The 15,465-nt window shown below is 60.4% G+C and carries 15 protein-coding genes and 2 riboswitches; of the genes, 7 read left to right on the forward strand and 8 right to left on the reverse strand.

Going from position 1 to position 15,465, the window contains the following annotated elements; genetic code table 11:
• Nucleotides 1-135: 135 nt before the first annotated feature.
• A riboswitch (cobalamin riboswitch) is annotated at nucleotides 136-506 on the reverse strand.
• Between the two features lie 100 nt (nucleotides 507-606).
• The 6 genes from GVK95_RS06795 to GVK95_RS06820 form a co-directional block, all read right to left on the reverse strand.
• Nucleotides 607-1,392 (reverse strand): hypothetical protein, encoded by a 786-nt coding sequence (locus GVK95_RS06795; protein ID WP_159947872.1) that lies wholly within the window; start codon nucleotides 1,390-1,392, stop codon nucleotides 607-609.
• Between the two features lie 66 nt (nucleotides 1,393-1,458).
• A complete protein-coding gene (locus tag GVK95_RS06800; RefSeq protein WP_159947874.1) occupies nucleotides 1,459-2,262 on the reverse strand; it encodes an ATP12 family protein in 804 nt (267 codons plus the stop codon).
• Between the two features lie 11 nt (nucleotides 2,263-2,273).
• Complete coding sequence (locus GVK95_RS06805) at nucleotides 2,274-2,927, reverse strand: HAD-IA family hydrolase (protein WP_159947876.1); 654 nt, start codon at nucleotides 2,925-2,927, stop codon at nucleotides 2,274-2,276.
• Nucleotides 2,924-3,919, reverse strand: a complete 996-nt coding sequence (locus GVK95_RS06810) for an RluA family pseudouridine synthase (protein WP_159947878.1) — start codon at nucleotides 3,917-3,919, stop codon at nucleotides 2,924-2,926. Before GVK95_RS06810 ends, GVK95_RS06805 begins: the two co-directional genes overlap by 4 nt.
• Before the next feature lie 96 nt (nucleotides 3,920-4,015).
• Entirely contained in the window at nucleotides 4,016-4,393 is a 378-nt protein-coding gene (gene crcB / locus GVK95_RS06815; protein ID WP_159947880.1) for a fluoride efflux transporter CrcB, read from the reverse strand.
• Between the two features lie 56 nt (nucleotides 4,394-4,449).
• Nucleotides 4,450-4,986, reverse strand: a complete 537-nt coding sequence (locus GVK95_RS06820) for a flavodoxin domain-containing protein (RefSeq protein WP_159947882.1) — start codon at nucleotides 4,984-4,986, stop codon at nucleotides 4,450-4,452.
• Between the two features lie 224 nt (nucleotides 4,987-5,210).
• Between GVK95_RS06820 and GVK95_RS06825 the strand changes: the two genes are divergently transcribed.
• Nucleotides 5,211-5,486 carry a hypothetical protein gene (locus GVK95_RS06825; protein ID WP_159947884.1) on the forward strand — a complete coding sequence of 92 codons (276 nt, stop codon included), beginning with the start codon at nucleotides 5,211-5,213 and terminating at the stop codon, nucleotides 5,484-5,486.
• 96 nt (nucleotides 5,487-5,582) lie between these two features.
• On the opposite strand, the gene GVK95_RS06830 is transcribed toward GVK95_RS06825, so the two are convergent.
• On the reverse strand, nucleotides 5,583-6,602 hold the full coding sequence (locus GVK95_RS06830; RefSeq protein WP_159947886.1) for a DUF1775 domain-containing protein: 1,020 nt from the start codon (nucleotides 6,600-6,602) through the stop codon (nucleotides 5,583-5,585).
• Between the two features lie 78 nt (nucleotides 6,603-6,680).
• A complete protein-coding gene (locus GVK95_RS06835) occupies nucleotides 6,681-7,043 on the reverse strand; it encodes a hypothetical protein (RefSeq protein WP_159947888.1) in 363 nt (120 codons plus the stop codon).
• A 187-nt stretch (nucleotides 7,044-7,230) separates the two neighbouring features.
• Nucleotides 7,231-7,318, forward strand: a riboswitch (glycine riboswitch).
• A gap of 147 nt (nucleotides 7,319-7,465) precedes the next feature.
• On the opposite strand from GVK95_RS06835, the gene gcvT reads away from it, so the two are divergent.
• The 6 genes from gcvT to GVK95_RS06865 all read left to right on the forward strand — a co-directional run bounded on the left by gcvT (nucleotide 7,466) and on the right by GVK95_RS06865 (nucleotide 15,438).
• Nucleotides 7,466-8,605, forward strand: coding sequence for a glycine cleavage system aminomethyltransferase GcvT (gene gcvT / locus GVK95_RS06840; protein ID WP_159947890.1), 1,140 nt, complete (start codon nucleotides 7,466-7,468; stop codon nucleotides 8,603-8,605).
• 185 nt (nucleotides 8,606-8,790) lie between these two features.
• On the forward strand, nucleotides 8,791-9,153 hold the full coding sequence (gene gcvH, locus GVK95_RS06845; protein ID WP_159947892.1) for a glycine cleavage system protein GcvH: 363 nt from the start codon (nucleotides 8,791-8,793) through the stop codon (nucleotides 9,151-9,153).
• Nucleotides 9,153-12,017 carry an aminomethyl-transferring glycine dehydrogenase gene (gene gcvP / locus GVK95_RS06850; RefSeq protein WP_159947894.1) on the forward strand — a complete coding sequence of 955 codons (2,865 nt, stop codon included), beginning with the start codon at nucleotides 9,153-9,155 and terminating at the stop codon, nucleotides 12,015-12,017. Before gcvH ends, gcvP begins: the two co-directional genes overlap by 1 nt.
• A gap of 404 nt (nucleotides 12,018-12,421) precedes the next feature.
• The gene (locus GVK95_RS06855) at nucleotides 12,422-13,036 is read left to right on the forward strand and encodes a hypothetical protein (RefSeq protein WP_159947896.1); all 615 of its coding nucleotides are present in this window, start codon (nucleotides 12,422-12,424) and stop codon (nucleotides 13,034-13,036) included.
• A gap of 175 nt (nucleotides 13,037-13,211) precedes the next feature.
• Complete coding sequence (locus GVK95_RS06860) at nucleotides 13,212-14,966, forward strand: hypothetical protein (RefSeq protein WP_159947898.1); 1,755 nt, start codon at nucleotides 13,212-13,214, stop codon at nucleotides 14,964-14,966.
• Between the two features lie 142 nt (nucleotides 14,967-15,108).
• Complete coding sequence (locus tag GVK95_RS06865; RefSeq protein ID WP_348532447.1) at nucleotides 15,109-15,438, forward strand: flagellar basal body rod C-terminal domain-containing protein; 330 nt, start codon at nucleotides 15,109-15,111, stop codon at nucleotides 15,436-15,438.
• The last annotated feature ends 27 nt before the right edge of the window (nucleotides 15,439-15,465 follow it).

The raw sequence follows: 15,465 nt of genomic DNA on the forward strand, positions 1-15,465 counted from the left end.
GCCAAGCAGACCAGGCCGGTAGACATCCCGAAACGGATGCACCGTCCCGCGCGACCATGAGGTCGCGCCAAAATCAAACATCGCCACGACAACCTCCGTGCTGGCGCCGGGGATCTCTCCCCATAAATTAGGCCTTCACGGCCCGTCACGGACGGCAGGTCTCCTGGCTCACAGCTGCCGGCGAAAACGCCAACGGATCTCCCTCACCTTCCCAGGGTTTGATGGCAGTCGCGAAAAGGCGGACGATTCGTAGACAAAGAGGCGTCCCACCCCGGCTGATCGCGCTGCCACCCCAGTGGCTTTTCCGGTTCAAGACGTCCGGCATCGATCACACCCTGCGATCCGTCATGCCTTCGGCACTAAAACCGGATGGAAGACCCTCGCTGCTCTACAGTCGCGGGGTCGGCTGCGTTTGGCAGTCCCTGTCTGGGTCCCTGCCTCCGCATTCCCTTTTGCTTTCCAGGCCACACTTCTGTCGCCCGAAAACCATCCAGTTCAAAGGATTAGGCGGTGGCTTGCGGCAAGTCAATCGAGACCGGCGACGCATCAACGGCAATAGCGGGAAATCATCATATGCAAGATGGGTTTGCTGCCGGGGATTGACCGTCAGGGCTTCGGTGCCAGGCACTCGGCATCCGTCGGATCGCAGGCGCCGTCAAGTCGCACGGAGCCGCTGGCACCCTGCTCTACCGCCCCCCCTTGCGCCGGCGCATCCTTGGCCCTCGCCTTTGCCGGCTGCACCACGGGAGCCACGATCACCGGCGCGACGATTTCGGCCGGAATTGGAGCCGGAGCGACCACGACAGGCAAGGGTTTGGTCAAGGCAGCCGTAGCTGCAGCTCGCACCGGCGGCGGTGTGATCGCAGCCGCCATGACCGGTGCGGCATCGGTTGCGAACCGTGTCGACATCGTCTTCGGCGGCCGCATCGTCCTGATCCGTGGCACGGTAAGCGAAAAGGCGAAGCGGATGCGGGCGGCTATTTCCTCCGCCAATGGCTCGCGACCAAAGCGTGGATCATTGGTCGGGCTGTTGACGGTGAAACTTCCTGCCGCGACGGGTTCACCGGTCTCGACGGAAGCTGCCGTCACGGTGAAGCGCACCTGCTCGAAGTAGCGCCGGGCATTCAGGCCGTTACCGAACGTGTCGATCTTGACCAGAAGCACGACACGCTCGGCGCCAGCTGGCGGTCGCGTCGAGGCAATGGCTGCGGACACACGCCGATCGATGCCCCGGATCAGATCATGCGGAACGCTGGCATCAGCCATCACGGTAACATCGCGCACATAGTAGACCAGCGGCCTGTAAATGCCGCGATCGCTGGAGTGTGCACAGGCGGACAGCACGAGGAGTAGCCCGAGCGCAAAAGCGATGCGAAAACTGCGAGCAACCATCTGGACAACCCCGACGCGGTGATTCTAACCCGCTCCGAGCATTGGTCGATTATGGTTAGCCCTTGGTTAATCCTGGCTGTCGAGGGCAGCAAACAGCGACGCGGCAGCAGCTATTTCGCCGTAGCGCGCTTCGCGACGCGCTTCCGCCTCTTCATCGCTCCCCCAATGCTCGATCGTCCAGTCTTCATCGAGATGGGCAAGGCTCCACACCGTATCGAGATCGAAGGCACCATCGGCAAAGGCGAGCGCCAGGATCGAGGAGCCGGCAAGCGTGGTTACAACATGCAGGCACGAAAGCCGGAAGGCTTCGCGGTAGCGCTCGAGGCCCGCAGCATAGGCTTGGATCGCCTGGGAAGGCTGTTCCTGATGGATCACGCCCTCGGCCAGGATGAACCGCGCCTGATGTGCGTCTGCCACCCAGGCCAGAACGGGATCCCAGCTGCCAGCCTGGCGATCGACGAGTTCCTGCGGGCTATCGGCGCGGTAACACAGCAGGTCGTTGCCGGCAAAACGCACGATCTCGTCGAAAACCTCGGAAAGGTTCAGGCTCACCGCATCGATCGCCGTATTGGCAAGCTTGGTGACGGGCATCGTGCCCGGATCGATAACCTGTTCCTGGACTGCCCATTCGGCAGCGACCAGTTCGGCTGCCTCGCGCGTCGGCAGGTGCAGCGTGTTCTTGGCTGGTGTCTTCACCGGCTTGCCGTCGAGATGGATCGAAAATCCGTTCCCGTCGGCTGCAATCGACACGGTCGTGTAAAAGCGCTTCGGCAGCGGCCTCTTCATCTGGATCTGGGCGCGGCGCACCGGATCGGCATCGCTGTGTTCGGGGATGAACGTGCCGGAAATATTGCTGAGCTCGTCACGCATCGAAAGGCCCTTCAGTGGATATAGGCGAGAAGATCGGCCGGGTGGTCGACAACAGCGTCGGCGCCGGCCTTCCACAACTCATCGACAGATGCATAGCCCCAGGAGACGCCGATGGCGGTCGCACCCGCAGCCTTGGCCATCTGCATGTCGAAGACGGCATCGCCGATGACAATCGTCTCAGACGGTGCAATCCCCGATTCGTCACAGCATTCCGTCACCATGGCCGGATGCGGCTTCGACGGGCAGTCGTCGGCCGTGCGGCAGAACTGGAAATGCGGGGCAAAGCCGTGGCCTTCCAGAACCATGGCCAGTCCACGTCGCGACTTTCCGGTCACAGAACCCAACACAACATCGTCTCGCGCCGCAAGCGTGTCGATCACGCCGCGGATACCGTCGAACAAGGGCTCTTCAAAGCCGCTGTCCCGACGGACTTCACCGAAGATCGACTTGTAGTAGGTCGCCATCGCCACCGCCTCGTCATCCGCATGCGGCTTGCCGTCCATGCGGGCAATAGCAATGTCGAGTGTCAGGCCGATGATCGCCTTGGTCTCGGCAACATCCGGTTCGCGCTTGCCGAAATGCAGGAAGGTCCGGCGCATCACCTCATGGATCAACCCGACACTGTCGACCAGCGTACCGTCGCAATCGAACAGGACCAGCTTCATTCCTGATCTTCCCGCTCACCCGACGCTATGTCGAAGCCGAACAGGTTCCACGTCTGCACCATATGCGGGGGCAGAGGCGCCGTCACCTTCAGGCGACCACCATCCGGATGCGGGATGTCGATATGCCGGGCATGCAGATGCAGGCGCTTCTGCACACCGCCGGGGAAGTCCCAGTTGTGGTCATCGTCGAAATATTTCGGATCGCCGATGATCGGATGACCCATATACAGGGCGTGCACACGCAGCTGGTGGGTACGGCCGGTGTAGGGCTCCATCTCCAGCCACGCGAATGTATGGGCGGCCGTCTCCAGCACGCGGTAGTAGGAGATCGCGTGATCGGCACCGTCCTCGCCATGCTTGCAGACGCGCATGCGGTCACCCTCGTCCGTCTGGTCCTTGACCAGCCAGGTCGAGATCTTGTCGCTCTGCTTGCGCGGCACACCCTTGACCAAAGCCCAATAGGTCTTCTTGGTGTCACGTTCGCGGAACGCGGCAGTCAGCTTCTGTGCTGCACCGCGTGTCTTGGCCACGACCAGAACACCGGACGTGTCGCGGTCGAGACGATGAACAAGGCGTGGCTTCTCACCCTTCTTGCTGGTCCAGGCTTCGAGCATCTTGTCGATATGGCGCACCAGGCCGGAACCGCCCTGCACAGCAAGACCTGCCGGCTTGTTGAGGACAATGACCTTTTCGTCTTCATGCAGCAGCATGCGCGACAGGAGTTCGCCGTCTTCGGAATGCTTGAGATCGTGCGAGCCGATCGGGCCGGATTTGACCTTCAGGTCGACGTCGAGCGGCGGAATGCGGACCACCTGGCCCGGCTGCACACGCGCATCGGTCTTCACCCGGCCGCCATCGACGCGCACCTGACCGGAACGCAGAAGTTTCTGCAGCGGGCCGAAGCCGAGCCCCGGGAAATGCACCTTGAACCAACGGTCCAGGCGCATGCCGGCCTCGTCAGCTGCCACGGTGATATGTTCGATGCCTGCCATGTTCGTTTGGTCTTTCTTTTTCGCAACAGGCACTGCCTGCGCCTTTTTATGAGCGCTTTAGAGCATTTCGCCGCAATATGGAAACAGGAAAACCGTTCAGGCAAAGCTGCGGGCAAGACCGAGCCCAAGCAGGGCTGCTCCGATCGACAGTGCGACACTGGACACGACATAGACAAGCGGCATCACGATGGCACCGCGCTCGGCCAGCACGATGGCGTCGAGCGTGAACGCTGAAAACGTGGTGAAACCACCGAGGACGCCAGTGATCATCAAAAGACGCAAGGCTTCGGAAGCACCGAACCGCGTCATGATGACGTGCGACAGAAGGCCGATCGCAAAAGAACCGACAATATTGACCGTCAATGTGCCCCAGGGGAAGTTCGGCCCCATCAGGCGCAGCGCTGCCATGCCGGTCAGATAGCGCAGGGCCGATCCGATAGCGCCGCCAATGGCAACCAAAGCCACATGATACATTCACACACACTCCAGACACTCAGGCAAGCAGCCGGACGTGCCGAAAACCTGTGAGATTATCGCACGGCCGCTTTCACAAATTCTGTAGTGAACGCGGCAAGCGCAGTCCAGTCGGTAAATTCATGGTCCTGGCTGACATCTGTCGATGCCCTCTCGCGCGCCGCCATGCGTCGCATCATCCAGCGCTTGAAGAAATCATATTCGCTGTAACGCAGCGCACCGGCCGCGTGATGCACCATGCCGGGCTGCCAATGTGTTTCTGCAAACAGGCTATCGGCGAAATTCTGTGCCTCCTGCCGCTCTTCCTCCAACTCGCTTCGGATCAGCAACGAGACGGAGACAAAGGCCGTCGGGATCGATTTCAGCCAATCGGCCTCACGACCGACGAACGCGACGAAGGGCTCCGGGTAGCGCCCGGCATGCACCGGCGCGCAAAGGATCACGGCCTGGGGATGATCAACCCCATATTCGACCATCTCACCGACGTTGAACAACAGAGCGCGGTCACCAAGTCTTTCGATCTCCGCAGCGATCGCCTCTGCGATCTTGCGCGTCTGCCCCTCGATGCTGACATAGCCGACCAGAACAATCATTCCACCCTCCCGCAACGCAGCCAACACCGGCGTCTTCGAATGTTTCATCTTGTAACAGCTCAAGCCGAGAGGGTTCTTGATCTAGCACAAACGCCACTGTTTGCGGTCCATTTCGCTGCACAACACAACCATGGCATTTAATTAAAAATGCGTCATTCGATTTAAAGATGCAGAAATATCCGTGCTTTATGATCAAGTGGTAAAGTAATATCTGGATGAAACCCATGACACAGGTCGTGACAGTCTCTGCTACCACCGCCGCCTATGCAATGGAGCCGATCAAGCCGCAGCAGCGGGTGAGCGGATCTAGCCATGCGGAGGAAACCACCCGCCTTCTCGCCGAAAAAGCGGCGAAAGGCGAAGATTTCAAGCTGAGGGCAATGGTCAGCATTGTCCGGCCACCGGCGCTTGCGCTCTATTTTCTCACGGCTAGCCAACAGAAACTGGAACAGGCAACGCTGAAGGAAACAATCTCGGCTTATCGAAGTTCGGTCGCCTGACCGCAACTCTGTTCTACCCAGTTGCAAAACCGCGGCCAATGACTGGCCGCGGTTTGCTTTTTGAGGAAGTTGCCTCAGCGAGGCTGGTCTTCCAGCTCAGTTCGATCTGGCCGGGCCGATCGGCAGAACGACATCGACACTGCCCGCCTTCTGGAATGTCAGCGTCACCGGAACCGTCGCACCGTCGCGGAAAGGCTCGCTGATCTTGAAGAACATCAGATGCAGACCGCCGGGCTTCAACTCCACCGACTGACCGGCGGGGACAGTGATCCCGTCCGGCAACTGCCGCATCTTCATCACGTCATTAACCATTGCCATTTCGTGCAACTGAACCTCACCGGCATTGGGAGACGTCGCGGCAATCAGCACGTCGTCTTCGGCACCCTTGTTGGTGATGGTAATAAAGCCGCCACCAACCGGCTGGCCCGGCAACATCGCCTTAGTGTAACCGCCCGTCAGTTCCAGATCGCCGACGGTAACAGCCTCGAACCCACCAGGATTGACGGCAGCGGCATGATCGCCATGCCCCGCATGCGCATCGTGCCCGGCATGGGCACCGGTTGCCGGCGCGCCATGGCCGGCATGTTCATCCGCACCCGCAGCGGCGGCAATCTTCAGAACAGGCGCCGGGCTTTTCAAGTCATGCGGATCCTGACCGGCTGCGGCGATATCTGTCCAGGCAACCGTGGCATCCGCCCCGCACACTTGAACGGTCGGGAAAGCCAGACCGGTTTCCGGATCAGCGGCAGCCACCTTTCCGTAGATCGTGAACGTGTCGTAGAATTCATCCGGCAGATTGCCGTTCTTGAAGCGGATCTCGACCGGACCGGATGTCACCGCCTTGCCGTGATTGTCATAGGAATTCTGATAGTCGCCAGAGATGACTTCGATTTCCCAGCCGGCCTTGGGCTGTGGCTTGGCCGAAATGAAGCCTTCCGGCAACTTGATCTGCACTTCATTGGTCGCCTTGCCGTCACAGCCATGCGGCACCTGCAGGGTTGCTGCGACATAGGAGCCGACCGCCGTCGGCGCATTGGCGAAACTGGCATGGGCAAAGGCAGCGCCGGTCGAAACGAGCGTAACGAGCGCCGTCGTGGCGATAAGCTTGGTGTTCATGGTGTGTCTCCTGGCCACGGCCCGTCTTGAGCGGCGCACGCGGCATGTCATCTGATCAAAAGTCGGCCGAAAATAGGATCAGGCTGAGACAGGTGGCCCGCGCGACCGTGGCCTTTCGATGGACTCGAAGACAAAACAGGACGCCGTATTCTCCAGCCTCGCCACCAGGCTCGGAAAGGCAGTCACCAGCCAATGATAGTGACCGGGCGTGGGCAACAGAGCCGTGGAGGCCAGCCGGCAGACGTCGCAGCCGATAGCATGCTTGACCGCCGTATCGCTGACACAGAGATCGGCAAAACTGCCATCCGGCAGTTGATAGGACGCAGACAGAAAGGGCGACGCCAACGCCTGGGGCGGCTTGTGAGCAAAGCCCAGCGACAGGAAGACCATGGCGCAGAAAATGCGCAGGATCCTTGCCATAGGCTGTGACTTCGTCTTCATCGTCGTCCTCGTGTCGACGACTGCTTTACCGCGCCGTTTCCCCGAAGCCAAGCGACGAGATGCCACGCGCCTATGGAAACGCTGTACTGCTTGCGCCAGCACAATCATGACGTTCCACGACAAATATTTTCTCGAACGCGACACGTCCTCTTGCCAAGTCACCCTCCAGCCGGATAATGCCTCCACCACGACCTTGTTGGGAGAAGCCGGTTTACTCCGGTGCCGAAGGAGCAACCGCCCCGGAAACTCTCAGGCAAAAGGACCACAAGGCGTCGACTGGACTCTGGAGAGAGGTCTGTTTCCAAAGCAGATCGCGCCGAAGGGATAACAATCTCAGGCACAAGGACAGAGGGGGCTCATGACACCGGCACAACTGTGCCTAGACTTGAGCAAGCGCGAGCGCGCGACACCGGAGACGCCCCGTGGACGATCACACTGCCCTGAAACGCACCTCCCTCTACGATCTCCACCTGTCGCTTGGTGGCAAGATGGTGCCGTTTGCCGGCTATGACATGCCGGTCCAATATCCGGCCGGCGTACTGAAGGAACATCTGTTCACCCGCTCCGATTCCGGACTGTTCGACGTCTCGCATATGGGACAGGTCATCCTGACGCCGAAATCCGGCAAGGTCGAGGACGCAGCCCTTGCGCTCGAAGCCCTGGTGCCGGTCGATATTCTCGGCCTCAAGCCCGGCCGTCAGCGTTACGGCTTTTTCACCAACGACCAAGGCGGTATTCTCGACGACCTGATGATCACCAATCGCGGCGACCATCTGCTCGTCGTCGTCAACGCCGCCTGCAAGGACGCTGACGTCGCCCATATGAAGGCGCATCTGTCCGACACCTGTACGGTCGAACTGCTCGATGACCGTGCGCTCCTGGCTTTGCAGGGACCGCGCGCCGAAGCGGTGCTCGGTGAACTCTGGGCCGGCGTCTCGGGCATGAAATTCATGGATGTCCGCGAGATCCCGTTGCTCGACGTAGACTGCATCGTGTCGCGCTCGGGCTACTCCGGCGAAGACGGTTTCGAGATCTCCGTTCCCAACCACAAGGCCGTCGCTCTTGCCAAGGCACTCCTGTCGCATCCGCATTGTGCCCCGATCGGCCTTGGCGCCCGCGACAGTTTGCGTCTCGAAGCAGGCCTCTGCCTCTATGGCAATGACATCGACACCACCACGACCCCGATGGAAGGCGCCATCGAATGGGGCATCCAGAAGGTTCGCCGCAAGGGCGGCGCCCGCGAGGGCGGTTTTCCGGGGGCAGAGCGCATCCTCGCCGAACTGGACAATGGCGCATCCCGCCGCCGCGTTGGCCTGAAGCCCGAAGGCAAGGCACCGGTGCGCAACCATGTGAAGCTCTTTGCAGATGCTGGTGGAACGACCGAGATCGGCGAAGTCGCATCCGGAACCTTCGGCCCGACCGTCGAAGGCCCCGTGGCCATGGCCATGCTGCCGATGGCCTACACCGTATCCGGCACCCAGATATTTGCAGAAGTGCGCGGCAAGTATCTGCCGCTGACGGTGGCTGAGCTGCCTTTTGTGAAACCGACCTACAAACGCTGAGACCTATGGAAGCTCCCGCCCCTCCATCCCCCTGCCGGGACCTTCTCCCGGCAAGCGGGGCGAAGGGGCAGAACGGTGGCCGCATTGGCCTTCTCACCGCTTGCGGGGGAGAAGGTGGCGGAGCCGGATGAGGGGCACACACCGCTACACAGACCTTAAAACAAGACACACGAGAGGAACGAACCATGCTGAAATTTACCGCTGAACACGAATGGCTGAAGATCGAAGACGGCATCGCGACCGTCGGCATCACGACCCATGCCGCCGGCCAGCTCGGCGATCTGGTCTTTGTCGAACTGCCGGAAGAAGGCGCCACCTTCGACAAGGACGCCGTTGCGGCGACCGTCGAAAGCGTCAAGGCGGCGTCTGACGTCTACTGCCCGCTTGCCGGCGAAATCACAGCCTTCAACCAGGCCATCGTCGATGACCCGTCGCTGGTCAACTCCGATGCCGAAGGCGCTGCCTGGTTCTTCAAGCTGAAGCTCGCCAACCCTTCTGATGCTGATGCCCTGCTCGACGAAGCAGCCTACAAGGAGCTGATCGCCTGATGTCGACCTCGACCGAATTTCAGTTTACCGACTACGACCCTTACGATTTCGCCAATCGCCGTCATATCGGCCCCTCGCCGGCTGAAATGACCGAGATGCTCAAGGTCGTCGGTTATCCGAACCTCGACGCCCTGATCGATGCGACCGTTCCGGCCTCGATCCGCCAACAGGTGCCGCTCACCTGGGGCAAGGCGATGACCGAGCGCGAAGCGCTCGACAAGCTGCGCGAGACCGCCAACAAGAACCAGGCGCTGACCTCGCTGATCGGCCAGGGCTATTATGGCACGATCACGCCGCCGGTGATCCAGCGCAACATCCTGGAAAACCCGGCCTGGTACACGGCCTATACGCCGTACCAGCCGGAAATCAGCCAGGGCCGTCTTGAGGCATTGCTGAACTTCCAGACGATGGTCTGCGACCTGACCGGTCTCGACGTTGCCAATGCATCGCTGCTCGATGAGGCGACAGCTGCCGCCGAAGCCATGGCGCTTTGCCAGCGCAGCGCCAAGACCAAGGCGACCGCCTTCTTCGTCGACGAAAACTGCCATCCGCAGACAATTGCCGTCATCCAGACCCGCGCGGAACCGCTCGGCTGGACGGTCATCGTCGGCAACCCCTTCACCGATCTCGACCCGGTCGATGTCTTCGGCGCTATCTTCCAGTATCCCGGCACCAACGGTCAGGTCAGCGATTTCTCCGGCCTGATCGCTCGCCTGCACCAGACCGGTGCACTGGCCGCCGTTGCCGCCGATCCGCTGGCACTGCTGCTATTGAAGTCGCCGGGCGAAATGGGTGCGGACATTGCCATCGGCTCGACCCAGCGCTTCGGCGTTCCTGTCGGTTATGGTGGCCCGCATGCCGCCTATATGGCGGTCAAGGATGCCATCAAGCGCTCAATGCCCGGCCGTCTCGTCGGCGTCTCCGTCGATGCGCGCGGCAACCGCGCCTATCGCCTGTCGCTGCAGACCCGCGAACAGCATATCCGCCGCGAAAAGGCGACATCGAACATCTGCACGGCACAGGTTCTGCTCGCCGTCATGGCCTCGATGTATGCTGTCTTCCATGGTCCGCAGGGCCTGAAGGCGATTGCCCAGCAGGTACACCAGAAAACCGTGCTGCTCGCCAAGGGACTGGAAAAGCTCGGCTACACGATCGAGCAGGACACCTTCTTCGATACGCTCACCGTTGAAGTCGGCCATATGCAGGGCCTGATCATGCGTGCAGCCGTGGCCGAAGGCGTCAATCTGCGCAAGGTCGGCGAGACCAGGATCGGCATCGCGCTCGACGAACGCACCCGTCCGGCCATTCTCGAAGCCGTCTGGCGCGCCTTTGGCGGCAAGTTCGAAGTGGCGGATTTCACCCCGGATTATCGCCTGCCCAAGGATCTTCTGCGCACCAGCGCCTACCTGACGCATCCGATCTTCCACATGAACCGTGCCGAAAGCGAGATGACCCGCTACATCCGCCGCCTGTCGGACCGCGATCTGGCGCTCGACCGCGCGATGATCCCGCTCGGCTCCTGCACGATGAAGCTCAATGCGACAGCCGAAATGCTGCCGATCACCTGGCCGGAATTCTCCGACATCCATCCTTTTGCCCCTGCAGACCAGACGCTGGGCTACAAGGAAATGATCGACGACCTGTCGGAAAAGCTCTGCGCCGTTACCGGTTATGATGCGATCTCGATGCAGCCGAACTCGGGTGCGCAGGGCGAATATGCCGGCCTGCTGACGATCCGCAACTACCATCTGGCCCGTGGCGATGCGCATCGCACCGTCTGCCTGATCCCGACATCCGCCCACGGAACCAACCCGGCCTCGGCCCAGATGGCCGGCATGCTGGTCATCCCGGTGAAATCCAAGGAAAACGGCGACGTCGATCTCGACGATTTCCGCGCCAAGGCCGAGCAACATGCAGCCAACCTCTCCTGCTGCATGATCACCTATCCCTCGACGCATGGCGTTTTCGAGGAAACGGTGCGCGAAATCTGCGAGATCACCCACCAGCACGGCGGCCAGGTCTATCTCGACGGTGCCAACATGAACGCCATGGTCGGCGTCTCCCGCCCCGGCGACATCGGCTCCGACGTCTCCCATCTTAACCTGCACAAGACCTTCTGCATCCCGCACGGCGGTGGTGGTCCCGGCATGGGCCCGATCGGCGTCAAGGCGCATCTGACACCTTACCTCCCGGGCCATGTCTCGACCGACGGTCGTCCGGGCGCGGTTTCGGCCGGTCCCTACGGTTCACCGTCGATCCTGCCGATCAGCTGGTCCTATTGCCTGATGATGGGTGGCGAAGGTCTGACCCAGGCGACCAAGGTGGCGATCCTCAACGCCAACTACATCGCCGCCCGCCTGACCGGTGCCTATGACGTGCTCTACACCTCGGCTTCTGGCCGCGTGGCGCATGAATGCATCATCGACACCCGCCCGCTGAATGTCTCGGCCGGCGTCAGCGTCGACGATGTGGCAAAGCGCCTGATCGACTGCGGCTTCCACGCACCGACCATGAGCTGGCCGGTGGCCGGAACCCTGATGATCGAGCCGACGGAATCCGAGACCAAGGCGGAAATCGACCGTTTCTGCGAGGCAATGCTGGCGATCCGCGAGGAAGCCCGCGCCATCGAGGACGGCCGGATGGACAAGACCAACAACCCGCTGAAGAACGCCCCGCACACGGTGGAAGACCTCGTCGGAGAATGGACACGTCCCTACAGCCGCGAGCAGGCCTGCTACCCGCCTGGCGCTTTCCGGGTCGACAAGTACTGGTCCTCGGTCAACCGCGTCGACAATGTCTATGGCGACCGCAACCTCGTCTGCACCTGCCCTCCGATGGAGGACTATGCAGAAGCGGCCGAATAAATCCGGACCGAACACTGGCCATCGCGTCACCGCTCCCCTTGAGGGAACCACGTCGCGATGGCCGACAGAGCAAAATGCAATTGCCAAGGCGAGCCGTGTTTCCGCCACCAGATACCGGGTTAAACGGTGTAGGCCATTGCAACCTCCAGCATTTCCAGTCTGGCTGACCGCCAATCATGGCCCGGCGGCAGATAGTTCACCTTCACTTGACCTCGGTTTCCGAATCCCGCAACAGTCCTGACCGGATGCAGGCCAAGATCACCAAGCGAGGTAGTGAAGTGTCGTTAAGAGAAACATTTTTTCAACTTGGAACACTTTGCGACAAGTTCGAGCATTACCTTCCGCTGTACGAAAAGTGGTTCGGCAAGTTTGTAAATCGCGCACCGCGGATCTTGGAAGTCGGCGTGCAGTTCGGCGGCAGCGCCGAGATGTGGTACAAGTATTTCGGCGCAGAGACGGAGATCGTCGGCATCGATATCGCACCGCGCAGCGCCGGCACCAGCTTCCTGAAGGTCATTCAGGGCGATCAGGGCAGCACAGCGTTCTGGGACGAAATTGCCCGGATCTACGGCGAAGGCTATTTCGACATCATCATCGATGATGGAAGCCACGACAACGTCCATCAGATCGTCACGCTACAGAAGACCTACGGGTTGCTGCGCGATGGCGGTGTCTACTGGTGCGAGGACGTGCATACCAGCTACTACAAGAATGTCCGCGTTCAGGGCGGCGGCCTGCGTAATCCCGACAGCTTCATCGAATTCTCCAAGCAGATCATTGATGTAATCAACGAGAAGCACACGAAATTCGCCATCGGCGTCGGCAAGACACCGGCAGGACCGCATGTCGATCCGCAACTTCTTTCGCTGTTCCGCAAGGTCCAGGGCGTCCATTTCTACGACAGCATCGTCGTCCTGGAAAAGGGCGAGCCGCTCAAGTTCAACCGGATCAACTCCGCACCGAACATGGTCTACAACAGAATGGACAATCCTCAGGCAGAAGAATTCACGCTGGACTAGCTTCCGACTGTCTTCATCTGTTGTCGAATTTGAAAGAGCGCCATTTACCGACGGCGCTCTTTTTGCGTATTTCACCTGATAACGCAATCACGGTCTGTCTCAAGCCGATATGGATCAGTTATACGCAAGTTTCAGGCAGCATTACTGTCCTCATCGAGATTCGTATGAGGTTATCATGGCTCTTGCCGCCGAAATGCCAATGCCGCCGCTGACCGTCGAGTGGCTGACGACGCGTACCTTTAATTTTCGCGCCGAGCCGAAGGGGCAGACGATCAGCGACAAGCTGGTATTCCACAGGAACGGCTTCATCGTCGGCTACAATCATCCCAACGAAGCCTACTGGGATCTCGACGGCAACGACCTGCTGATCATCGACCTTCAGGGTATGACCACATGCCGGTTGTCGTTCCTCATTGACAGCAGTGGCGCGCCCTGTCTCGCCGGTAATTTCATCAGCCCGTGGGACAACTACGCGACCACGGCCACGCGGCATATCCTGACGGAGAACGGTTCCGACCTGCACACCCACATCCAGAGCTTCGACCTGTTCGACACACTGGTGGCGCGCCGTTGTTTCGGGCCTCTGGAAATCTTCCGGCGTGTCGAAGGAAAAAGCGGCGCCGCCAATTTCGCCGCCCGCCGCCATCTTGTCGAGATGAGCATGTTCGGGCGCCGCAACTATGGCCTCGACGACATCTATGATCTGCTGATCCAGGAAAAGACGCTGACCGACAGCCAGGCCAAGATGGTCAAGCTGATGGAGCTCGACGAGGAATGGGACAACCTGTTCCCGATGAGACAGGTAACCGCATTCGTCAATCCGGACGACATCATCATTTCCGACATGTACCTGCCGCAGTCGTTTGTCGAACGTGTCGTCCGCGAGAAATGCGGACTGAACAACAAGGTCTATCTCAGCAACTACGGCAAACATCACCGCATCATCTGGCCATCGATCAAGCAGGAATACAAACTGCGCGCCCATTACGGCGACAACCAGAATGCCGACATCAAGGGAGCCGCCGAATTCGGCATTCCGGCGACCTATGTCAGCCTGTCCAAATGGGACCGGACCGAGGAAATCCTGCACGAAGCCGGCCTCGGCCCCTATGCCCACGCCTTGCGGGAGACACGCCTCCAGACCTTCCATCGCAATGCGCAGGTGCGCAACGCGCTGCAGGCGCAGATCAGCATCAACATTCCGCTGATGCTGCTTGGAACCTTCTGGCTCCGTCATCAGGCCGAAACGTTTGGCGCCACCCGGGTCATGGCGGCGGCTCGAGACTGCAACCTGCTGATCCACCTCCTGTCATCCACCCATTTTGCCCGTCACGGTCTGCCGCCGGCTGACTATGTTCGCATGTCGCGCACCCTTTGCTATTCCGACACGCCGGAATTCGAGGCTTATTTCCGCTCGAAGCTCGGCGAGCGCACCTTGCTTGTCGACTTTGTCGGCACGGGGCGCTCGATGAAGACCTTTGTCGAGCGAACCGGCCTCCAGGACAAGGTCATGCCGTGCCTTCTGGTTGGAGACGATGTCGCCCCCGAAGCGCGGGTGCTGCAGACCATGATCCACCGCGACTACTACAAGTGCCGGATGTATCTCGAGGCACTCAACGCCTCGCTAGACGGTTCTGCAGTGCTTGCCAGGGTGAACAACCACCTCGTCAGCGTCGAGCAGCAGCCGAATGAATTCAGCGACTTCATGAAGGTCATCATCTCCGAGATGCGCGCGAATTTCTTAAGGTTCCTGCCCAGCCTCGACCGCTTCGACCCGCCCAAGGCGCCTGTTCCCCTCGACAAACTTCTAACTGCCGCCGAGGCGATCGCCGATCTGTTCCCCGCCCACATGCTGAAAATGCACTACCTCGGAGAAGAGCAGCGGCGCAACATGCGACGTGGCATCGCCGCCCAGGCGGCCGCAGAGTAGCGCGGGACAACGCAGATCCGTCCGCAATCTGGAAACAACTGGCACACGTCAGCGCGTGTGCCATTCCGGCACATCCGCTCTTTCAGGCTTTTCTAACGTCTGCGCCTTAAGTTCTGCGCGTCGACGACAAGCATGAGAGCAAATGATGACGATCACCGCCGCGATGAACAATGCCGCATCCGGGATGTTTGCCCAACAGAGCAGACTTGCGGCCACAGCAGACAATATCGCAAACGCGCTCTCCACCGGTTACGACCGGCGCGATACCCGCTTTGCCACCAGTTCGGCGGGCGGAGTGACAGCGACCGTCAAATCCACGCAGTCACAGACAGTGGGCGAAACCTCGAATGTCGATCTTGGCGAGGACATGCTCTCCCTCGTCGAAGCCGAAATTTCCTTCAAGGCCAACGCTTCGGCTTTCGAAACCGGTGCAGACCTGTGGGACGTACTGATGAGCATCAAGCGGGATTGACCGCACGCAGCGGGATAGCCGTCCGCC

Source organism: Rhizobium sp. 18065, assembly GCF_902706095.1.
GTDB lineage: Bacteria > Pseudomonadota > Alphaproteobacteria > Rhizobiales > Rhizobiaceae > Allorhizobium.